At 56.5% G+C, this 21,588-nt stretch carries 17 protein-coding genes and 1 riboswitch; of the genes, 9 read left to right on the plus strand and 8 right to left on the minus strand.

Translation table 11 applies throughout. The annotated features are described in order from the left end of the window. On the plus strand, nucleotides 1-1,519 hold a 1,519-nt coding region (locus BLR09_RS21705), incomplete at its 5' end, for an ATP-binding cassette domain-containing protein (protein ID WP_317039245.1). 77 nt (nucleotides 1,520-1,596) lie between these two features. Next, complete coding sequence (locus tag BLR09_RS21710; RefSeq protein WP_093207810.1) at nucleotides 1,597-3,558, plus strand: glycoside hydrolase family 127 protein; 1,962 nt, start codon at nucleotides 1,597-1,599, stop codon at nucleotides 3,556-3,558. Here BLR09_RS21710 and BLR09_RS21715 read toward each other — a convergent pair. Both BLR09_RS21715 and BLR09_RS21720 read right to left on the minus strand, forming a co-directional pair. Next, nucleotides 3,544-4,653 (minus strand): glycosyltransferase, encoded by a 1,110-nt coding sequence (locus BLR09_RS21715; RefSeq protein WP_093207811.1) that lies wholly within the window; start codon nucleotides 4,651-4,653, stop codon nucleotides 3,544-3,546. The genes BLR09_RS21710 and BLR09_RS21715 overlap by 15 nt on opposite strands. Further along, entirely contained in the window at nucleotides 4,653-4,871 is a 219-nt protein-coding gene (locus tag BLR09_RS21720) for a (4Fe-4S)-binding protein (protein ID WP_093207813.1), read from the minus strand. The genes BLR09_RS21715 and BLR09_RS21720 overlap by 1 nt, the downstream gene beginning before the upstream one ends. 324 nt (nucleotides 4,872-5,195) lie before the next feature. Between BLR09_RS21720 and BLR09_RS21725 the strand changes: the two genes are divergently transcribed. Then, complete coding sequence (locus tag BLR09_RS21725) at nucleotides 5,196-5,738, plus strand: DUF4136 domain-containing protein (protein ID WP_093207814.1); 543 nt, start codon at nucleotides 5,196-5,198, stop codon at nucleotides 5,736-5,738. A gap of 8 nt (nucleotides 5,739-5,746) precedes the next feature. On the opposite strand, the gene purN is transcribed toward BLR09_RS21725, so the two are convergent. Together purN and BLR09_RS21735 are read right to left on the minus strand one after the other, a co-directional pair. Beyond that, entirely contained in the window at nucleotides 5,747-6,313 is a 567-nt protein-coding gene (gene purN / locus BLR09_RS21730) for a phosphoribosylglycinamide formyltransferase (protein WP_093207816.1), read from the minus strand. A gap of 20 nt (nucleotides 6,314-6,333) precedes the next feature. Further along, the gene (locus BLR09_RS21735; protein WP_245689989.1) at nucleotides 6,334-6,828 is read right to left on the minus strand and encodes a phosphoribosyltransferase family protein; all 495 of its coding nucleotides are present in this window, start codon (nucleotides 6,826-6,828) and stop codon (nucleotides 6,334-6,336) included. Nucleotides 6,829-7,103: 275 nt separating this feature from the next. On the opposite strand from BLR09_RS21735, the gene BLR09_RS21740 reads away from it, so the two are divergent. From BLR09_RS21740 to BLR09_RS21760, 5 genes are all read left to right on the plus strand, one after another. Next, a complete protein-coding gene (locus tag BLR09_RS21740; RefSeq protein ID WP_093207869.1) occupies nucleotides 7,104-7,607 on the plus strand; it encodes a YcxB family protein in 504 nt (167 codons plus the stop codon). A 254-nt stretch (nucleotides 7,608-7,861) separates the two neighbouring features. Further along, nucleotides 7,862-8,632 carry a DUF3050 domain-containing protein gene (locus BLR09_RS21745; protein ID WP_093207819.1) on the plus strand — a complete coding sequence of 257 codons (771 nt, stop codon included), beginning with the start codon at nucleotides 7,862-7,864 and terminating at the stop codon, nucleotides 8,630-8,632. A gap of 127 nt (nucleotides 8,633-8,759) precedes the next feature. Beyond that, nucleotides 8,760-10,505: a GMC oxidoreductase gene (locus tag BLR09_RS21750; protein WP_093207821.1), complete on the plus strand. Its 1,746-nt coding sequence runs from the start codon at nucleotides 8,760-8,762 to the stop codon at nucleotides 10,503-10,505. Between the two features lie 44 nt (nucleotides 10,506-10,549). Beyond that, nucleotides 10,550-11,002, plus strand: coding sequence for a four helix bundle protein (locus BLR09_RS21755; protein ID WP_093207822.1), 453 nt, complete (start codon nucleotides 10,550-10,552; stop codon nucleotides 11,000-11,002). 93 nt (nucleotides 11,003-11,095) lie between these two features. Next, nucleotides 11,096-11,710, plus strand: a complete 615-nt coding sequence (locus tag BLR09_RS21760; RefSeq protein ID WP_093207824.1) for a gluconate 2-dehydrogenase subunit 3 family protein — start codon at nucleotides 11,096-11,098, stop codon at nucleotides 11,708-11,710. A gap of 10 nt (nucleotides 11,711-11,720) precedes the next feature. Here BLR09_RS21760 and BLR09_RS21765 read toward each other — a convergent pair whose 3' ends face one another. From BLR09_RS21765 to BLR09_RS21780, 4 genes are all read right to left on the minus strand, one after another. Then, a complete protein-coding gene (locus BLR09_RS21765) occupies nucleotides 11,721-13,256 on the minus strand; it encodes an alpha-amylase family glycosyl hydrolase (RefSeq protein ID WP_093207825.1) in 1,536 nt (511 codons plus the stop codon). Nucleotides 13,257-13,427: 171 nt separating this feature from the next. Next, entirely contained in the window at nucleotides 13,428-14,573 is a 1,146-nt protein-coding gene (locus BLR09_RS21770; RefSeq protein ID WP_093207827.1) for an alginate lyase family protein, read from the minus strand. Continuing rightward, nucleotides 14,574-16,697: a glycoside hydrolase family 31 protein gene (locus BLR09_RS21775; RefSeq protein ID WP_093207828.1), complete on the minus strand. Its 2,124-nt coding sequence runs from the start codon at nucleotides 16,695-16,697 to the stop codon at nucleotides 14,574-14,576. It lies immediately after the preceding gene. A 7-nt stretch (nucleotides 16,698-16,704) separates the two neighbouring features. Then, nucleotides 16,705-19,209: a glycoside hydrolase family 95 protein gene (locus BLR09_RS21780; protein ID WP_093207830.1), complete on the minus strand. Its 2,505-nt coding sequence runs from the start codon at nucleotides 19,207-19,209 to the stop codon at nucleotides 16,705-16,707. A gap of 95 nt (nucleotides 19,210-19,304) precedes the next feature. Further along, nucleotides 19,305-19,494, plus strand: a riboswitch (cobalamin riboswitch). A 116-nt stretch (nucleotides 19,495-19,610) separates the two neighbouring features. Between BLR09_RS21780 and BLR09_RS21785 the strand changes: the two genes are divergently transcribed. Then, the gene (locus tag BLR09_RS21785) at nucleotides 19,611-21,560 is read left to right on the plus strand and encodes a TonB-dependent receptor plug domain-containing protein (protein ID WP_093207831.1); all 1,950 of its coding nucleotides are present in this window, start codon (nucleotides 19,611-19,613) and stop codon (nucleotides 21,558-21,560) included. Nucleotides 21,561-21,588: the final 28 nt, after the last annotated feature.

Below are 21,588 nucleotides of genomic sequence, written 5' to 3' on the forward strand. Positions count from 1 at the left end.
AACCGAAAACCGAAAACCGAAAACCGAAAACCGAAAACTGAAAACCGAAAACCAAGCCATGCCCCAACTCGCCCTATTCCACGAAGCAGCGATCGGCTGGGAGAACCAGCCGTTGATCAAAGGCCTCAACTGGACCATTCAGGAAGGAGAACACTGGGCCGTTGTCGGGCCTACGGGCTCCGGAAAATCGCTGCTCCTGGCTGTATTGGCGAACCGCCGCTCGGTGGTTAGCGGAACGTTCCAGCGGCAAAAGGAAGGGGTTGAACTGGTACCGATCGATTTCAGTTTCAACCGGAACGTATCGGCGACAGCCACCTTCTACCAGCAACGCTTTAACAGCTACGCCTCCGAAGAAAGCCCGACCGTCTGGGAAGTACTCCAGGAACAGGTCAAGCCTGCCGGTACGGTCGACGCCCATTCGGTGGAATTACCCCCGCCGCTGTATGACGAATCGTACCTGCTCGAAGTCGCCGGACTGCTCAAGGTAACTCACCTGCTTTTCCGGCATGTGACGTCCCTTTCCAACGGCGAAACGCGCCGTACCCTGCTCACCCGCAGCTTTCTCAAAAAACCGAAAGTACTGCTGCTGGACAACCCCTTCATCGGACTGGACGTCGCCAGCCGGAAGATACTCCACGAAAACCTGAACCACATCGCCGAATCAGGAACGACGCTCGTGCTCGTAGCGCCGGCGTCGGAAATTCCCGCAGCCGTTACCGATGTACTGCAATTGCCGGAAGGAAAGGCAACGCCTAAAAGCGCGTTTGTACCTCCTGTCGCTCATGCCTCCGGTACGGACCAGCTCGTGCTGCCCCCGTACGAAGGAAAGACCTGGCCGGCGTTTGACTATGCCATTCGCCTGCGGGATGTTTCCATCCGGTACGGCGAAACGCAGATCCTGGACCATATTTCCTGGGAAGTGAAAAGAGGAGAGAAATGGGCGGTACTCGGGCCGAACGGCTCCGGAAAATCTACCCTGCTGAGCCTCATCACCGCCGATAACCCCCAGGCCTATGCCAATGATTTTGACCTGTTTGACCGGAAAAGAGGTACCGGAGAAAGCATCTGGGACATCAAACGGAATATCGGATTTGTCTCTCCCGAACTGCACCTGTACTTCCCGCGGGAGCAGACGGTCTGGAAAGTTATCGCCTCCGGCCTGTTTGATACGATGGGACTCTTCAAGCAACTGAAAGACCACGAAAAAGAATATGCAGACCGTTTTCTGGCCGCTTTCCGGCTCGGAGACTTCCGGGACAAACGCCTGGCGCAGCTGTCTACCGGGCAGCAGCGGCTGGTACTGCTCGCCCGCGCCCTCATCAAAAATCCGCCCCTGCTTATTCTCGATGAGCCGTGTCAGGGACTGGATACGGATCAGATGGTGCTTTTCCGGGATACGGTGGATGCGCTCAGCCTGCATTCCGACCGTACGCTGCTGTATGTATCGCACTATTCCGAAGAAATTCCGTCGTGTGTGACGAAAACCCTGCGCCTCGAAGCGGGCCGCCGGATCGAATAATCTTTTTCCTTTCCCAGGTGCCGGGGTACTGTTTTTTAGGGAAGATTTCGTTGTTTGTATAACCAGCGAAGATTCTGATGAGAAACAGTACCCTCGCCTTTGTGGCGCTCTTCTTCTTTTTTCGGGCATCCGGACAGGACTATCCCATCCGCCCGGTGCCGTTTACTTCGGTCAAAATCACTTCTTCCTTCTGGCAGCCGAGGCTTGAAACCAACCGGCTGGTGACGATTCCGTTTGCGTTTCAGAAATGCGAGGAAACCGGGCGGATTGATAACTTCGCCATCGCCGGAAAACGCAAAAAAGGTGAATTCCGCGGGCAGCGGTTTGATGATTCGGACGTCTTCAAAGTCATCGAGGGCGCGTCCTACTCCCTGGCCAGTCACCCGGACAAAAAACTCGAAACCTACCTCGATACCCTCATTTCCTACATTGCCGCTGCACAGGAACCCGACGGCTACCTCTACACGATCCGTACCATTTTGAAAGACAGGATCATGGAGGTCGACTGGCGGTCGGGCTATACCCGCTTTAATTTTCTCAACGGTTCACATGAGCTGTACAACGTCGGGCACTTGTATGAGGCTGCGGCCGCGCATTATCAGGCGACGGGCCGGAAGAACCTGCTCGACGTCGCCACCAAAAACGCCGATTACCTCCTGAAAGTCTTCGGGCCGGATAAGCTCATCGAAGTACCCGGGCACGAGGAAATAGAACTGGGGCTGGTCAAACTCTACCGCGCCACGGGAAAGAAAGACTACCTCAAACTGGCGAAGTTTTTCATCGACATGCGGGGGCGGAGTGATCTGCGGCGGATACTCATCGTTCAGCAGCCCGACGGCAGCGCATCCCACCTCGACAGCCTTTATTTTCAGGACCATATACCCGTTACGAAACAGACCGAAGTAGTGGGGCATGCCGTCCGGGCGGGGTACCTCTACGCCGGCATGACGGACGTTGATGCCGTCATGGGGGCCAAAACCTATGGAAACGCGCTGCGCAAGCTATGGCACAACGCCGCCGATCAGAAAATGTACCTCACCGGCGGAGTAGGAGCAAACCGCAACGGCGAAGGCTTCGGCGATAACTACCAGCTCCCGAACCAGGAAGCCTACGCTGAAACCTGCGCATCAGTCGCCCAGATGCTCTGGAACTACCGCATGTTTTTGCAGTCCGGAAACGGAGACTACCTCGATATATTTGAGCGCATATTGTATAATGGATTTTTGTCGGGTGTATCGCTCGACGGTACCCATTTCTTCTACCCCAACCCACTGGCTGCCGATGGAGTAACCGGTTTTAACGGCGAAGCGACCCGTGTGCCCTGGTTTGCTACTTCCTGCTGTCCGACGAATGTCGTGCGCGTGCTTCCGTCCCTGCCGGGCTACGTGTATGCCACGCAGGGAAAGAATCTATACCTCAATCTGTTTATGGCGGGGGAAGCGAAGGTGCCGGTTGCCGGGCAGCCGGTCGTCCTTACCCAGGAAACCAATTATCCCTGGCACGGCTCGCTGCGCCTGAAAGTGGAGCCGGCGCAGGCAGCCGCTTTTACGCTTCATCTCCGTATTCCGGGCTGGGCGAAGGGAAAACCGGTTCCCGGGAATTTGTACCGGTATGAAAACGCGGAGGCGCCGGTTATTCCCGTCAGGGTAAACGGGCAGGCTGTTCCGTACCGGCAGGAAAACGGATTTGCGCTGCTGAACCGAACCTGGAAGAAAGGAGATATCGTCGAAATCGAGCTGCCGATGCCTGTACGCAAAGTACTGGCGCATGAAAAAGTAACAGCGGATAAGGGGCGTGTAGCGCTCGAACGCGGCCCGGTGGTATACTGTGTGGAAGGTGTGGATAACGGCGGGACGGTCAAAAAGGTATCCGTTGGCGCACAAACCACCCTTCACACCGTCAACGCGCCGGATTTCATCACTGAAAGCGTACTGATCAAAGGAGAAAGCCCGGACGGGGCGCGGTTTACGGCTATTCCGTATTGCCTGTGGAGCCACCGCGGAGTGGGGGAGATGGCGGTCTGGCTACCGGCCCGGTAAGGTTTCATAGAGACGGAAGAGCTTTTGTTCTTCCGTCGCCCAATTGTACTGAGCGTGAACAGCCGCGATGCCCCGTTCGCCCATTTCCTGCCGGATGGCAGGGTTTTCGATGAAAAACCGGAGCGCTTCATACAGCTTTTCCGCGTCGTCCGGTTCAAGGCAGAAGCCGCAGGCATGCGTTTCGACAACGGACTGGTACAACGGAAAAGCCGATGTAATCACCGGAAGACCAAGCCCCATGTACTCAAAAATCTTCGTCGGGTACGAATCCGGAAAATCACCGACGGGCCGCAGCAGGGCAATTCCCGCCAGGCAGGTTTTTCCGACGGCATAGGCTTCCGGCGCGGAAACCTGCCCGTGGAAAAGCAGGTTGTCTTTCACTTCACTGAATCCCGGCAATTGGTGGATATCTTCCCAGCCGGCGAGGTCAAACCCCGGTTTCCCGAAAATATGCCAGCGAAAATCCGGATACTGCTGCCGGAGCATGCCTGCCGCCAGGATCATGACATCCAGGCAGCGGGCCTTGCTGAGCTGACCGAGGTAAAAAAAAGAAAGATCCCGTTCGTTTGCCGGTTGCGGTAGTTGATGGATATCCGGGAAGTTATGGATGACTTCAAACGGCTTGCGCAAGTCAGGATACGAGGCGAGGTAAGCATCCTCCGCGAAAATAAACCGGAACTGCTTCCGCGCGATTCGATCAAACCAGCCGAATACCTTCCGGAAGAGCCACTGGTTGTTGACTGTCTTTCCCGACAACTGCTTGCCCATGTTTTCGTACACGTCGTATATCACTTCCGTTCCGAAAAAAGACAGGAGCCAGGCAATGGGCAGAGCCTCCGGTGCGTGGACGTGCACAATGGCCGGGCGCAGCCGCAGGCAATGCCTCAAAACACGCGGATGCACAAACACGAGCCGCTTCCACAGGGAAGCGTAATAGGGTATCTGGATAAATGTCAGGGAAGGGTCGGAGAGAAAAGGGGGAGTCGCCAGTACGGTGGTAGGGTACCGGCGGGCCGTTGACCGCGCCATTTTCAGGACCATCCGGGAGTCGTCGCCCCGGTGGAGGGTCGTCAGGTGCAGGACGGAAGCCGGCATTACTTCGGTTCTTCCGAGAAGCTGAGCGCGCCGGAAGGGCAGGCTTTGACCTGTTCGCGAATTCGGTCTGTTTCAGCGCCTTCCATGTTGATCCACGGGTGTTTGCGGGGGTCGAATACCGCCGAAAGCTGCCGCCAGCAGAAGGTCGAGTGAATGCACTTGGACGGTTCCCAGGTGACCGTCAGCCCGTCGCGGGTGTACTGTTTGATAATATTCATGAGCAGGCCCGTTGTTTGGGGAAGGGCGACCCGAAATTACGAAGGGAAATTGAAAACGGCAGCAAGCCGGCACGCGGCGCAAGCTCGACGGAAAACCCGTGTAGCTACATCAAAATGAAGCTGTCTTCTGCTTGGATTTCCGCAAAATATTCCTCATTTTCAGACCCTGAACCTTCACTTTCCCGTATGTCTGGGTGAAAATTGCAGGTATCGTTCTTTCTTTTCTTCGTAGCAGTAAGGATTTCTTCTTTCAGTAGCGTACCAGTACCGCCAGTAACTGCAACCCAAAACCAGAACCCAACATACTTTAGGCGTTGTACACGTATGAAACAGTCTTTCCTTCTCCTTGTTACGCTGGCCGTCATCGGCACGGCCTGTAATCCCAAGAGCCTGGTCATCCATTCGGGCTATGCTCCCAATTACACACACCTGTATAACACATACTGCATAGCGTTCGACCCGATCACGGCCGAGGATACCACGCTGCAGCATGATATCATCACAGCCGAGATCAACCGGCAGATGCAGGTACGCGGCTTTCAGTACACCACCCAGAATCCCGACATGCTGGTCTTTTATTCCCTTCATCCGGACAAAATCAAGCTCAATACCTATGTAAAGAGTTACCGGTACCCGGAAGTGGATTATGTGGTGGACAAAGCCTTTCTGCGCAAGGGAACGCTCCTGATTCAGTTTCAGGATACGTTCATGAACAAGACGGTCTGGCAGGGGTACGCCGCGCGCGTATCGCCGGAAGGCTTTTTCGACAAAAAGGCCATCCGCACCGCTGCCCGGAACGTACTCCTGGGCTACCATACCTTCTCCCTGACGTACCAGGCGCAGAACCGCGAGCGTTCGTCGTTCTGAGTGACGGCCTATTGACCCAGTACGGCTTTCTCGATGACGGCCGGAAAATGCGCGTATTCCAATGCGTGGATTTTCCGGGCGACTTCATCGGGCGTATCGCCGGGTTCAACCGGGACCGTCGCCTGAAAGAGAATAGCTCCTTCGTCGTAGTGTTCGTTCACGAAGTGGATGGTAATCCCGGATTCGGTTTCACCCGCGGCGACCACGGCTTCGTGGACGTAGTGACCATACATGCCTTTTCCGCCGTATTTCGGCAATAGCGCAGGGTGAATATTCAGGATACGATCGGGGAAGGCTTCGACGAGGTTTTTCGGCACCAGCCAGAGGAATCCGGCCAATACTACCCAGTCGATCCCCGCTTCAGTGAGCCAGCCCGCTACTTCTCCGGAGCGGAACTGCTCCCGGTTGAAGAGGCGCAGCGGAATACCCAGGCGTTTGGCCCGTTCGATTACACCCGCTTCAGGGTTGTTGCACAGGATCATCTCCACCGAAACGGAGGGATGCTCCCGGAAGTACCCGGCGATGTTTTCGACATTGGTGCCGGAGCCGGAGGCAAATAGGGCGAGTTTTTTCAAGAGTCTTCGGAAAGAAAGGCCTAGCGGAGGTATACCCCGGTTTCAGGGCCTTCGAGGATAACATCGATGTGATCGTTGAGGGTCGTCATGAGCGCATACCCCGTGAAATCGGCCGACACCGGGTAGCGGCGGTAGTTGCGGTCGACAAGCACCGACACCTGCAGCCGTTTCACCCGGGTCTGGAAGAAAGGCATCAGGCTGTAGGCCATGGTCCGGGCCGTATACAGGACGTCATCGCAGACGACGACGCACTTGCCGGCCAGTTCGTTCGGATCTACATTCAGCTGAACGGACCCGGGGTCTGTTTTCTGAATGCGGATGTCGATCTGCTGAACACGCAGGGGAGAAATGCTTTCCAGCTGTTCTTTCAGCAGGGAAGCCAGGACAGTTCCCTGTCCGGAAACGCCCGCGAGGACAATTTCCTGTTCCTCAAAATTCCGTTCGTATACCTCAAACGCAATCCGGCGGATTTTCTGTCTGATCTGCTCGGCGTCGAGGAGCAGGGTCTTTTCCATTGAAATCATGGGTAAAAGTTACGGCGGCGGCATGAGAGCCGCATCGTTTCCGGTGTAAAATTGGCGAATACCGGCCAGTGAATGAAATCCCGGCGGGAACATTTTCGGGGCCGGACCGGCGGCAAGATATCCGGGCAGGGTCTTCCTTTGGCGTCTTCCTTTTCGTATTTTTGCATTCCATTTGGGATTTATCCCCGCTCATTCGTTTTGAAAACATGGCAAAAGCCCCGGTAAATCGATACCAACAGCCTTACATTAACAACGGCCCTGTCGGCATGCCCCAAGGCATCCGCACGAAAAAGTATGGCCTGGAGCCCAAGATGTACATCAATCTGGCACTTCGGGAGTGGATTCAGAAAGAATGGTTCTGGTTTCTCATTCCGGTCGGTGTGATTGTGGTGAATGTGATCCTGAACGTAACAAACGTATACCCGAACTGGTGGATCTACCTTGTCGGCGTACTCGGCGCTGCGGCGTTTGGGCTGTTCCGCGCGATGCAGTTTACCGCTACCACGCAGGTGGAACAGAACAAGCCGATGTTCGAGAAATTCGTCTATGAATTCGATAACCGTCAGATATTCGTCTGGAAAAACCGTGAGAAGAAAGAAGGCGGCCAGCTTCCCTGGAACATGATCCAGTCGGTGAAGAAAGAAAAGGATGCCTACCTGTTCATCCTCGGAAAATACCAGTACGTGCACATCCCGTTTGCGATTTTCAATTCAGAGCACGACATCAAGATGTTTGAGACGCTGCTCTCCCGGAAGGAACTGCTTAAGTAAGATTTTTCGGATGCCTATGAAAGCCGGTGGATTGCCATCGGCTTTTTTTGCTTTAGGCTTTAAGCCGTAGGCCGTAAGCTTTAGGCAGGTGCGGCTGTTTGAATCCGAAAGTTCTTCGATCTGGCATCCAATACTAAAAAGAGTGCCTAAATTTCCGAGTCGTAAGACCGGTTTGATGTCCGTACCCGAGGCCTAAAGCTTACTGCCTACAGCTTAAAGCTGACAGCCGACAACCATCCCCATAAACCCGCTTCATGAACCCAACTACCATTGAACACCGCCTGACTCCCCTCCGGGAGCAACTCATTCAGCACCCTCTCTACCGCCGGCTGGATTCCCTGGAATCGCTCCGTCATTTTACCGAAAGCCACATTTTCGCCGTCTGGGATTTCATGTCGCTGCTGAAGGCCCTTCAGCGGGAGCTGACGTGTGTCGACGTGCCCTGGGTACCCGTCGGCAAGCCTTCCACCCGCTACCTCATCAATGAAATCGTAGCCGGAGAGGAGAGCGATATCGATCAGCACGGCGTCCGGATGAGCCATTTTGAGCTGTACCTGCGCGCGATGCAGGAGCTCCGCGCGGATACGTCGGCCGTGGTGAACCTGCTGACAGACCTGCAATCGGGAAAAACCGTCCGGGAAATTTTGACTCAGTCTAAATTGCCGGCAGGCGTAGCGGAATTTGTCGGATTCACGTTTGAAATTATTGAGAGGAACCGGCTTCATGAACTCGCGGCTGTGTTTACCTTCGGAAGGGAAGACCTGATTCCGGATATGTTTGTCGAACTGGTCGCCGGCCTGAGCGACCGCTTCCCCGGGCAGGTAGAAACGTACCAGTATTACCTGGAGCGCCATATTGAGGTCGACGGCGGTCACCACGGCCACCTCGCCCTGGAGATGGTACGCGAGCTGTGTGGGGAAGACCCCGTTAAATGGGAAGAAGCTGCGGCCGCGGCAGAAGACGCTCTCCGGCACCGGATCGGGCTTTGGACGGCGATTGCGTCGGGTTTGCCGGGGAAAGAGTAGCCCGAACCCGATTTTTTTCAGTAAAGTCCCGGGGAGCACTCAGGAAAAGACCGGTAAATTTCGACTTAGTACGGGAACCCGTCCCCTTTTGTAACATTCTACAACGAGTTCTATACCTATTTTTCAAATGAACAATTTCCATATCCAGGAAGCCCCCAAGGTGTACGATGTCATTATCGTCGGGTCCGGGGCGGGTGGAGGCATGGCTGCTTACCAGCTGTCGAAGGCAGGAGCGAAGGTTTGTTTGCTGGAAGCAGGGGGCTACTTCGACCCCGCTGATCCCAAGTACATTACGCAGTTGAAATTTCCGTGGGAGTCTCCCCGCCGCGGGGCGAGTACCACACGCCCTTTCGGTGATTTTGACGCTGCCTGGGGTGGCTGGCAAATCGACGGCGAACCGTATTCCGCGAAGCAAGGCACTGAATTTCACTGGTTCCGCAGCCGGATGCTCGGCGGTCGGACCAACCACTGGGGCCGGATTTCGCTTCGTTTCGGGCCGGACGATTTCCGCCGCGGAAGCCTGACCGGCATCGGCGACGACTGGCCGATCAGCTACGAAGATGTTGCTCCGTACTACGACAAAGTAGACAAGCTGGTCGGTATTTTCGGGTCGAAAGAAGGCCTCCGCAATGAGCCGGACGGACACTTCCTTCCCCCGCCGAAAGCCCGTCTCCACGAGCTGATGATCAAGAAGGCCGGCAAGAACCTCGGTATTCCCGTGATTCCTTCCCGTCTTTCCATCCTCACGAAAAAAATCAACGACGAGCGTGGACAGTGTTTTTACTGTAACCAGTGCGGCCGCGCCTGCCAGGCGTATGCCGACTTTTCCTCGTCGTCCGTACTCTGTAAACCGGCCGTCAAGACCGGTAACGTTACCCTCATCAACGGCGCCATGTGCCGCGAGGTACTGACGGATCAGAAAACCGGTTTGTGTACCGGCGTTTCCTATGTCGACAAGGCAACGATGGAAGAGAAGACCGTTCGCGGAAAGATCGTTGTACTGGCGGCTTCCACGTGCGAATCGGCCCGTCTGCTCCTGAACTCGAAGTCTTCCCGCTTTCCGAACGGTCTGGCCAACTCCAGCGGCGTCATCGGCAAATACCTCAACGACTCTACGGGCGCGAGCCGCTCGGCTTTTATCCCGGCCCTCATGAACCGCAAGCGGTACAACGAGGACGGCGTTGGCGGGATGCACGTCTACACCCCCTGGTGGCTGGACAACAAGAAGCTGGACTTCCCCCGCGGCTACCACATCGAGTACGGCGGCGGCATGGGTATGCCCGGCTACGGCTTCGGAATGGGTATCCAGAACATGAACGGAAAGTATGCTTACCCGGACGGAACCAAGTTGCCGTCAGGCGGTTACGGTTCCCGTCTGAAAGATGACGCCTACCGTTTCTATGGAGCGTATGTAGGTATGGCCGGCCGTGGTGAACCTATCCCCCTGGAAAGCAACTACTGCGAGATCGATCCGAACGGCGTGGATAAATACGGTATTCCGACGCTGCGTTTCCACTACAAATGGTCGGACAACGAAGTGAAGCAGGCCAAGCACATGCAGGATACCTTCGAGCAGATCATCCATGAACTGGGTGGTATTCCGATGGGCGACAAGCCCGGCGCCGACCGCAACTACGGTCTGGAAGCCCCCGGCCGTATCATCCACGAAATCGGAACGGTACGGATGGGCAGCGATCCCTCCAAGTCGGCACTCAACAAGTACATGCAGGGCCACGACGTGAAGAACCTGTTTGTGGTTGACGCCGCTCCGTTCGTCACCCAGGGCGACAAAAATGTCACCTGGACCATCCTCGCCATGTCCTGGCGGACCAGTGATTTCATTATTGATCAGGTGAAGCAGAAGAATCTGTAATCAGTTTTCAGTTTCGCGGTTTTCAGTTTTCTGTTGGTGGCAGTATGGCGACGGTTCATCGGTTAGAGGAGTTGAATGTCTGGAAAAAGGCCCGGGAGTTTTCGGGGATTATTTTCCGGTTGACGGAGACGGGTGCGTTGTCGTCCGACTTTGACCACCGTCGCCAGATCAGACGCTCGGCCGATTCGGTCATGGATAACATCGCCGAAGGATTTGGAAGAGGAAGCCGGGGGGAGTTTATCCAGTTTCTGGGTATTGCGAAAGGCTCGCTGACAGAGTCAAAATCGCAGCTCTACCGGGCGCTCGACCGCCACTATATCGGGAAAGATACCTTCGATTCCGTTTATCGGGATGCAGATGAGTTAAGTGGGATGATCGCCCGGTTTATAGGGTATCTCAATGCCACAACCATCAAAGGATCAAAGTACAAACCGCTGACAGGCGTCAGCCTGTTGCGCGAACCCGAGGACTGGTCAGACTGGACAACCGGCGATTAAATGGAACACAGGTTCCGGCAGTCCAACTGAAAACCGAAAACCGAAGACAGAAAACAGCATACACCATCGATTTCACGTCTCAATTCGACACAAATGAAACGTCGCGATACACTCAAATCCATTGCACTGGGGTCGTTGGGAATGGCCACGGTGCCTTCTACCGATCTGGTAGCTGCGCCGCCGGAAGCACCCGTGAAGGTGCCCGGGGGCCGTCAGAAAGAAGAAGCCATCCGGGATGCCAAGCTGATGGCCGAGAAGTTCTTCACGCCGCATGAACTGAAGACTGTTACCATCCTCTGCGACATTATCCTGCCGGCAGACAAAAAGACGGTAAGCGCCTCTCAGGCCGGCGTACCGGCTTTCATCGAGTTCATGGCGAAGGATCAACCGGCCAACCAGGTACCCCTGCGCGGCGGTCTCCGCTGGCTCGACAGCGAAAGCATCAAGCGCTTTGAAAAGAAATTCGTGGAAATTACCCCCGCGCAACGCATCGAAATCGTTGACGACATCGCCTATCCCGAACAGGCGAAGCCCCAGTTTTCCCAGGGCGTCGCGTTTTTCAGCAAAATGCGGGATATGACCATGACGGGCTTTTTCACGACCCGCGCCGGGTTCGATTTCCTCGGCTACGTCGGGAATACCCCCAACGTATGGAACGGCGTACCCGATGAAGTCCTGAAGCAGTATAACCTCAGCTACGACAGCTAGGATTGCCCGCTTATTTTCCCAGCACTACCACGCTATACGGCTCGACCGAGAGGGTGGTAGTGCTTTTTTTCGCCCCCTTGCCCGACTGGAATTTCACTTTCGGGTAGTTCGATGCGGTGGTACCCAGGGAGACGGTGAGCGGACGGCTCCCTAGGTTATGAACCACCAGTACGTTTCCGGAAGCATGCGGACGGACAAAAGCCAGCAGCCCTTCCTGCGGTGCCAGTCCGGCTTCTTCCAGGCGTGGAGGTACCACGTCGGCCAGGGCCGGCTGACTTTTCCTGAACGCAATCAACCGGCGGAAATGCTGGTAAATCGAGCCGGGCTGCGTCTGCTGAACCGCCAGGGGGGCTACCGTTGCGTCGGTACTGTAACGGGGTGTAATCCAATGGGTTCTGGCTTTGTCCCGGTCGGCCCGGTCCCACAAAAACGGCTCGCGGATATACTCGTCGGGTTTCTGACCAAGCATGCCGATTTCTTCGCCATAGTATAGCCAGGGCTCTCCCGGCAGCGTCAGGAGCAGGTTGGCGGCTACTTTCAGGCGGTTCGGGTCGCCGCCGAGTATGCTGGCAATGCGGTTCTGATCGTGGTTTCCGGCCATCGTGGCGTCTACAAAATGCGGATTTTCCTTACCAAAGACGGCATAATCCGACCGAAGAAGACGGACAAGACTGCTGTCATGGCCCGTCCGGGCAATTTTCTGCAACGCAAAACAGAGATCAAAGTGGAAGTTGGCGGGCAGCCCCCGGAAGTACGGCGCCACCTGATCGGCCGTACTCCAGATTTCCCCTACAAGGTATACGTCCGGTTTGACTTCCTGCATTTCTTTGCGGAATTCCTGCCAGAAGGCTTGTGATTTCGGCGCTTCCTCATCGGGATAGATATGCTTCGCCGCATCCAGGCGGAAGCCATCCACGCCTGCTTCTTTCAGCCAGTATTTTCCGATGTCGTAAATGGTCCGGCGTACGACGGGGTTATCGAAATTCAGATCGGGCATTCCTCCCCAGAACAGGCCGTAGTACTTTTCCCGGTCGCCGGGTTGGCCGGTATGCCAGGGAGAGGCTTCGTGCGAGTCGCCGGTCCGCTCCCGCGTCGCAATACCAAGGGAATCGATCTTCCGCTGGGACAGCCAGACATAGTAATTCCGGTACGGGTTATCCGGGCCTTTCTGCGCTTCCAGAAACCAGGGGTGCTGGCTGGAGGTATGGTTGACGACGAGGTCCATGACTACCTGGATTTTCCGGCGGTGCGCTTCCTGAATGAGGCGCTTGTAGTCGGCCAGGGTACCATACGCCGGATCAATGGCCTTGTAGTCCGTTACGTCGTACTTGTGGTAGCTGGGCGACGGGTGGATAGGCGTGATCCAGAGTACGTCAATACCCAGGTCATGAAGGTAATCCAGCCGGGAGGTAATCCCGTTCAGGTCCCCGATACCGTCGCCGTCCGAATCGGCGAACGACCGGATGAATATCTCATAACCAACGCGCGGCGTCTGGGCGCTGAGCGAATAACTCAGCAACGTCAGGGCAAGTAGTAATTTTTTCATGGAAAGGAGGTCTGCGTAGAATACCGGCAAAGTTGCAGACTGCCGGAACGCGGGTCGTCCCACTTTCCGGAATACGTAATTTTTCCACGAAAAAATAGTAATATGTTTAATATGAGGCGATTAAGGAATGCGGAACGGCGCGGTTTCCGAAAGTGGTACCAATACCCCGCCTCATTCCAGCCAGAGAATCGGATGCCGGATAGGCAGGTTCCGGATGACTTCTTCCGTTTCCGGCTGATGATCAAGCCGTTCCCATAGCCGAACCCAGTCGGGTCGGCGGGCTGCCAGTCCCCCGAAAAGTAAAAACGGATGTGCTACCGGCCACTCCTTCCAGTACATGACATCCGGCGGAAGCGGCCAGACGGATTTATCGGCCACAAACGGCGCCAGGTACCGGATGCCCTGCGGAATACTCTTCCCGTCGGCAGTTTGGTACTGCCAGAGCGAATCTCCCAGAATCTGGCAGATCATCGCCATGGCATCGAGGTTAAAAAGGGAGTAGCCGTACGGTTTGGTACGCTTCAGTTCGAGGGGAAAACTGCCGTCGGTCGCCATCTGATTGGGCAGCAATACCGTTTTGAACCGGTTCCGGCAGTAGGCGAGCAGGGTAGTATCTGCTGTCAGGCGGGCAAAAGCGGCGACCTGCATGACCCAGCAGGTACCGTGGTTGTTTTTGGCGTCCCGTTCTTCAAGGCCATAGGGGTGGGTGGTCAGCCAGTGAAGATACGCTGAGAACCAGCGGCGTACTTCGGCGGTAACAGCCGGATCGGCGCCTTTGGCCCGCTCTGTCACCCGCACCGCTTCCGCGACTTCCATCAGGTGAATGGTATCGATAACGCCGATGCCCCGGCCCGTAGCCCGGCCCTGAATGGCCTGGGCATAGCGCAGCGACGGATTCATGCGCGTGGCGGTATCGGCAAACCAGGCCTTGAGGTGCCGGTACAGCGGCGCAACATACCGGGTGTCCCCCGTGAGCCGATACGCCGATGCCAACGCGCCGGCGATACGGCTGAAGCGGATCATCAGCTGCCGGTGCGCGACGAAGTTATCAGGGTTCGTCATCCCGTCTTTCTGGATGTATGGGCCGGAAGGATTTGCCGGGTCGGGCCACCAGTAGTCGCCCTCCGAAAAGAAGTCGTGCCGAGTACCGTGGCTGCGGGTACTGAATGCCGACGTGACCGTTTCCGGGTTCTGCCGGAGCGCCCATTCCGCCTCGCGCAGGATGTGCGGGCGGAGCGTGCGGGAAACTTCCCGGGGGATCGGATTTCCGGCCAGGAGGTATCCCGGCAGCAAAAGCAACAGCAGCAAGCGTTTCATCTAGTTCGTCATAAAGCGGAACGTAATCTGGCCATAGGAGTCGGGCTGACCCGGACCGGGCGCCGAGACCGTACCGCTCAGTTTGCCGTCGGCCTGCTTCCGGACGGTGATTTTTCGCCAGGAATAGCGGCCTTTTTCGTAATCGTACGTCTCTCCGTCGTCGTCGTACAACTCATACGAACGCTCCCGCGAGCCATATACCCGGATTTCGAGATCGGTTTTTTCACCGGCGACCGGCGCATGCAGGAGCGGCGGCATAAACGGGATGATACCGCCGTCTTTCACGAAAACGGGAATTTTGTCGAGGCCGGGTTCCACCGTAATAACTTCTCCGTCTCCTGCGTATTTCCCTGTATAGAAATCATACCATTTTCCTTTGGGAAGGACGACTTTCCGGGAGGTCTGCCCTGTAAAAACGGGCGCGACGAGCAGGTATTCTCCCGCCATGTACTGGTCCCGGATTTCGCGGGCGACAGCCACCGCGTATGGATTTTCTTCCAGATTCGTATTGGTTTTTTCCTGACGGATATCCGGCGCAAAGCCTTCCTCCAGCTGCATGGAGCGGAACGGCGGTATGCCCTGGAAATGATACTTCGCGAACTCGGAATACCAATACGGCATCATCTGCATGCGAAGCCGGGCAATGGCCTTGACCTGGTCCGCTACTTCCGGAAAACTCCAGGGCTGGGTACCGCTGGCCCAGGCGTTGATCATTGCCATCGGGGAGAAGCAGACGGTTTGCATGCGCCGGAGCCATTCCTCTCCGGTTTTGGAGGCGCGGACTTCCGGCGTCCACAATACCCCGGAATACCCGCTGTTAATCAATGCGGTAATAAAATCCTGGTGACTGTAGTTGTCGTTGTAGATGACGTAGGGGAACGACGCGCCACCGGCATTGGAAGCCCGGACGAGCCCGTATGTCCGCTGATTTTTCCGATGGTAAAGCTCCGTACTTTGTTGCTGGACAAGAAGGCCGTAGGTCTGCCGGATCTGCTCCGCACTGTGCCCGGAGGGGAAAGTAGCTACGTCCGGCCAAAGCCAGGCATCTCCGCCGTCGACCTCGTCGATCTTGTACCCGCTGACGCCGATGGAGACATGCTCGCGGTCGAACTTGTCCCAATAGACTTTCTTCGCCGCCGGTATTGTCAGGTCCGGTACCGCGCCGACCCATACCGAGTGGGACCCGGCGTATGGTTTGATGGCGGGGTAGAGCGGAGCCTTGGGAGATACATAGGGATTGGTCCACAGATTGACCCGTACCTTCTTCTTTCCCAGGGTATTGACGAAGGCCGCAGGGTCGGGAAACCGGGTTTTGTCCCATTCAAACGTACAGGGATAGGAAGCGCTCTGCCAGCCGGGTTCCAGCCCGATGAAATCAAGCGGATACTCCTTTTCTTCAAACAACGCAGCCTCTTTCAATACCTGATCGGCAGTATACAGCCGGTGGACGCGCTGGGTAAAGCCCAGGCCCCAGCGTGGAGGGAGGCATCCTCCGCCCTGAAAAAGGATAAAACGGCGGATAGCATCCAGCGTCTTCGGCCCGGCAAAAACATATACATCAACGCCTGTGGCGGGAACCAGTACTTCCACGGCGTCGGAATAGGGGTGCGCCGACCAGTTCGGGTCGGTGTTGCGGTCCTGCACCGGCGGCGGATTCGGACTATCCAACCGCACCGCCGATCCGGCGTATACCGTCAGGTACCGGGCTGAATTGATGAAGACGCCATATCCTTCCGACGATACGTAAAACGGCACCGGCGCATGCGTACGCCCGTTATCTGTATTGCCGTAGTGATCAACATGCAGGTTAAAAATCCGGCCCCGCTGGTGTACATGCTGAAACTGCAAGCCGAACCCGTACAACTGTTCTTGTTTTTGCAGGGGAAAGCGGAGGTAGGTTTTTCCATCGGCGGCAGTTGCCTTGACGTCCGCCTTGTTGAGCGGAAAAGTGGCCGTACCGAGCGCGGCAAGGCCTTTTTTATCGGGAGAAACGGCGGCGGCCGTCAGCAGGTCGTATGCTTCGGGCTTCCCGATTCGGGCTTTCCAGATACCGGGAGCTACTTCGGTCCAGGTTTGAGCCCCCAACCGGAGCGTCACCAGAAAAAAGAGAAGAAAAAGGCGCATGATCAGGCTATTGAGGGATCAGGGTGTAGGTCTTGCCGGCTTCGGCGTGAAGGGTGAGAATGCTTGTCGCCGGTGCGGTAAACGCCTCATTTCCGGCCGCCGGACTTTTCTCAAACGGCGGCGTCGGTGGCGCCTGAAGCAGGGAATTGGCAGCCGTCGTTTTCCCATCGGCTTCGGCGAGGCGCATGCCTTTCGGCGTACGGATGCGGAGCGTGCCTGCTACTGCCGGCGTAATCCGTGCCTGCGTGAGCGCGCCGTTTTTCCACTCCAGGTCTACGCCGACATTCCCACGCGCCCGGAGGCCGGAGATAGCGCCGTTTGTCCAGGCGTCGGGCAGGGCAGGCAGCAGGTGCAGCTCGCCGAGGTGGCTTTGCAGGAGGAGTTCGGCCATACCGGCCGTTCCGCCGAAATTACCGTCGATCTGGAACGGCGGGTGTGCGTCAAACAGGTTGGGATAGGTGCCGCCGCCCTTCGCGCCTTTGTTTTTCGGGCCGATGTAGGCCAGACCGTCTTTCAGGATTTTGTAGGCATGGTTGCCGTCGCCGAGGCGGGCCCACCAGTTAATCTTCCAGGCCATCGACCAGCCCGTGCTGATGTCTCCGCGCTGATGGAGTGTCTGGCGTGCCGCGGCGGCAAGTTCCGGCGTTTGCTCCCGGGATAATTGCTTTCCCGGAAAAAGACCGAAGAGATGGGAAATGTGCCGGTGTTTGTCGTCCGGACTATCCCAATCCTGAAACCATTCCTGCAACTGGCCGTGCCTGCCGATATGGTATGGGTAGAGCCGGGTCGTCCAGGATTCCAGTTTCGGTCGCCAGGCGGCATCGGTTTGAAGCGTAAGCGATGCCTGGCGCGTCGCTTCAAAAAGCTCCCGGATAATAGCGATGTCCATCGTCGTAGCCATGCTCAGTTCATATTCCTTTCCGTTGAGAACGAAGACGTTTTCGGGTGTGGAAGAAGGTGACGTGACGAGGTGACCCTTCCCGTCGTCGATCAGCCAGGCGCCCATAAACTGCGCCGCGCCTTTGATGAGGGGGTAGGCTTCCTTCAGAAAGGCCTTGTCGCCGGTATAGAGGTAGTGTTCCCAAAGATGGAGGCTGAGCCAGGCGCCGGCCATGGGCCAGCACGACCACCGCGGCGAGCTCGAACGGTCTTTGTCGTAATTACCTGCCGGTGAGCTTTTCGCCCAGACATCGGAGTTGTGGTGGGCACACCAGCCTTCGCTAATGCCGTAGTTGATGCGGGCGGTTTCGGCACCGTTTTTCGCCAGATCCCGTACAAAATGCAGCAGCGGCGCATGGCACTCGGCGAGGTTGGTAACCTCTGCCGGCCAGTAGTTCATCTGCGTATTGATGTTGATGGTGAAGTTACTGCCCCAGGGCGGCTGGATGTGGTAGTTCCAGATTCCCTGGAGATTAGCCGGTATGGCGCCGTTGCGGGAGCTGGAAATCAGGAGATAACGGCCAAACTGAAAGTACAGCGTCTGAAGCTGTGGATCGCTTTCGCCGCGGGCGAACCGGATCAGGCGCTCGTCCGTCGGCAGGCGGAGCGCTTCGGCATTGGTACCGAGATCAAACCGGACGCGCTGAAACAGCCGCTGGTAATCCCGGACGTGGGCGGTTTTGAGTGTTTCGAATGATTTCGCGGAAACCTTGTTTTGAGCGAGTAATGCGGTTGGGTCTTTTCCTTCTTTCCCCGGAGACTTGTCCGGACCGTTGTAGCTTGTCGCCTCCGTAAGGTATAGCGTTGCGTTGTCGGCGTTTTCGACAAGGAGCTGCCCGTTTTCAGCGCGGAGTTTTCCGCCACTGAGCCGTATTTCGAGACGGACATCGAAGTTCATGCCTTCCTGCCCGTCATAGACAATCTGGTTCGGGTCATAGGCCCGGTGGGCTACGTATTTCGGTGCTTTTCCGTGGAGGATCACGCGGTTTCCTTCTGCCGAAACCTGAAATTTGAGCACACTCGACAGCCCGGCTTTGAACGATACTTTTCCTTTCTGATCAGCCTTGAGGAAAATAACCAGCGCCTGATCCGGAAAGCTGACGAAGCTCTCCCGCGAGAAACCCACGCCATTTTTAGTGTAGCGAACGGAAGAAACCGCCGTATTCAGGTCCAGGTCACGGGTATAGGAACTGACGGTGGAGTCGGGGCCGAAGTCGAGCGTCAGGTTGGCCATCGGCAGGTACCGGGCTGAATAGGGCCCCTGCATCTTTTTCCAGAGCAGGGCTGCGCGACCGTAATCCCCTTCGGCAATGGCCTTGCGGACTTCCGGGAGGACTTTCGGACCATCCGGGTTGTTACCTGGATCAGGGTATCCCGACCACAGGCTATGGTCGTTGAGCTGATACCGCTCCCGCCCGGCGCTGCCCCATACCATCGCGCCGAGGCTGCCGTTTCCGAGCGGCAGCGCCTCTTCCCAGATGCGGGCGGGCTGATCGTACCAGAGTTTCAACGGGTCCTGGGCATGGAGAAGACCCGAAAGGAGCAGGAGCGCTCCGGCAAAGACGTGTCGCATGGTATAGAGGTATTTCCCCCAAAAGACGCCCGGCAAGCGATGCTACCCTTTCTTCCGGACAGACCCTGCTTCGGGAAGGTGAATAATTTTCGGTACTTTTGCGGCACGTTTCAGGTTCCCGGGATTCAGTCTCCGGGATGAAAAGGGAACACCGGTGTAAATCCGGGGCTATCCCCGTAGCTGTAAGCTCCTGTACCAGTTTCCGGTATCATGCCACTGTCGGTCCGACGGGAAGGCGCCGGAAACGGAGCAAGCCAGAAGACCTGCCTGATCCGGATCACCACCGGGCTTTCGGGTGAAAAGCCGAGGAGGAAAGAAGGACATTCCCGCTGTGACGTCCGGCAGGCTGTGCTTCGTATTTCTCTTCCCTTTTTCAGGAAAGCTCATTTATCCTCCAGATAATGAGCAAGTTTACCAGGTTTTTTCTCTTTTTCTCCGGCCTCGCGCTGGGGCTGCAGGCGCAGGACCGCCAACTCGATGAGGTGACCGTTACGGCCAACCGCACCGATCAGAAACTTTCCCATACCGGTAAAGTCGTCGTGGTGCTGACGGATTCTGTCCTTCAGAAATATGCTACGCAAAGTGTTGCCGAACTGCTATCCAGGCAAACCGGCTTCCAGATCAACGGCGCCAACGGGCCGCAGGGCTCGCAGCAGGACGTGTATTTCCGCGGCGCGGGTACCGGAAACCTGCTGGTTCTGATCGACGGTATCCCGGTTTACGATCCGTCCGGTATTGCCAATACGTTTGATTTTAACCTGTTGACCGTCGGAGAGTGTGATCGTATCGAGATTCTCCGCGGTACGCAATCCACCCTATACGGTTCCGATGCCGTAGCCGGCGTGGTCAATATCATCACCCGGAAAAGCAGCCGGAGACCTATCGAAGGGGCCGTTTCGCTCCAGGGAGGCAGCTACGGAACCTTCCGCGGCGGCATAGGACTCAATGGCGCTATCGGAAAAGGCAGTTTTCAGGTCCGGTATACCCGCCAGAGTACCAACGGCTTTTCCTCCGCGCGGGATACGACGGGTAAAGCCGGGTTTGACCGGGATGGCTTCCGGTCTGATAACCTGCTGGCTGCCATTAGTTTGCCGCTTTCATCGCGCCTGCTGTGGAAAGCGCGGGGACTGTATTCGCATTACCGGACCGACGTCGACGCAGGGGCCTTCGCCGACGAAAAGGACTTTACATTCCGGAATACCTTCCGCTCGCTGGCGACGGGAATTGAATTTTCGCACCGGTTGGGCAAGCTGACCGCGAACTACAGCATAAGCGACTACAGCCGACGGTTTGTCGACGATTCTACCTGGGTGGCTCCCGGCGCATATAATACCTATTCGCGGGATACCTACGACGGCGTCGCGCAGTATGCGGAAGTATACCATACGCTGCGGGTCAATAAACAGCTACAGGTAGTCGCCGGTATCGATTTCCGCGCGCAAAACACCGATCAGGCATATGTTTCGTACAGTTCTTTCGGGGAATACCGGTCCACGCCGATCGATAAAGATACCGCCCGCACCCGCCTGCTCAGCGGATACCTGACGGCCCTTTTCCGGACTGAGACCGGCCTCGCCGTTGAGCTCGGGGGCAGGTATAATCACCATTCGCTGTACGGCAACAATTTCACCTGGTCGTTCAACCCTTCCTACCTGCTGATGGAGAAGCTGAAGGTATTTGTGAATGTGTCGACCGGGTTCCGGGCGCCGTCGCTGTACCAGTTGTATTCCGTGTATGGTAACAAGGGTCTTCGTTCCGAAAAAAGTACCTCCTTTGAAGGCGGAGCGGCTTATGGAACGGACAGGAATCAATTGCGGGTCGTGTATTTCGACCGGCAGATCAAAGATGTTTTTGTCTTTCAGTCGATGAGCGTCGATCCCTATGGCCGGTATGTCAACTTCGACAAACAGCATGATCACGGCGTGGAAGTAGAAGGCCGGCTGGCAATCGGAAAGCTCAGCCTGAGCGGAAACGCTACCTTCCTGACCGGCAAGGTGCAAACCAAAAACGAGACCGGTAAAGACACGACTTTCTTCAACCTCTTCCGCCGGCCGAAGCAACTGTTTAACCTGACGGCCGGGTACCAGGTACTGCCGGAACTGTTCGTCTCGGCTTCCCTGCGCTCCGTAGGCGACCGGAAAGAACAGTACTACAACGGCGCGACGTACAAAACGGACATCGTCCGCCTCGATGCCTACACCACGATTGACGTTTACGCCGAGTACCGGATCACGCCCCGCCTGCGCGTTTATGGCGATGTACGCAACCTGTTTGATCAGACCTACGCCGATCAGTATGGCTTCAATACCCGCCGCCGGAATGCTGCCGGCGGGCTTCAGTTGACGTTCTGACCGAAAAAAGGCCGGTATGGGAATAGCC

Source organism: Siphonobacter aquaeclarae (assembly GCF_900103285.1).
Taxonomy (GTDB): domain Bacteria; phylum Bacteroidota; class Bacteroidia; order Cytophagales; family Spirosomataceae; genus Siphonobacter; species Siphonobacter aquaeclarae.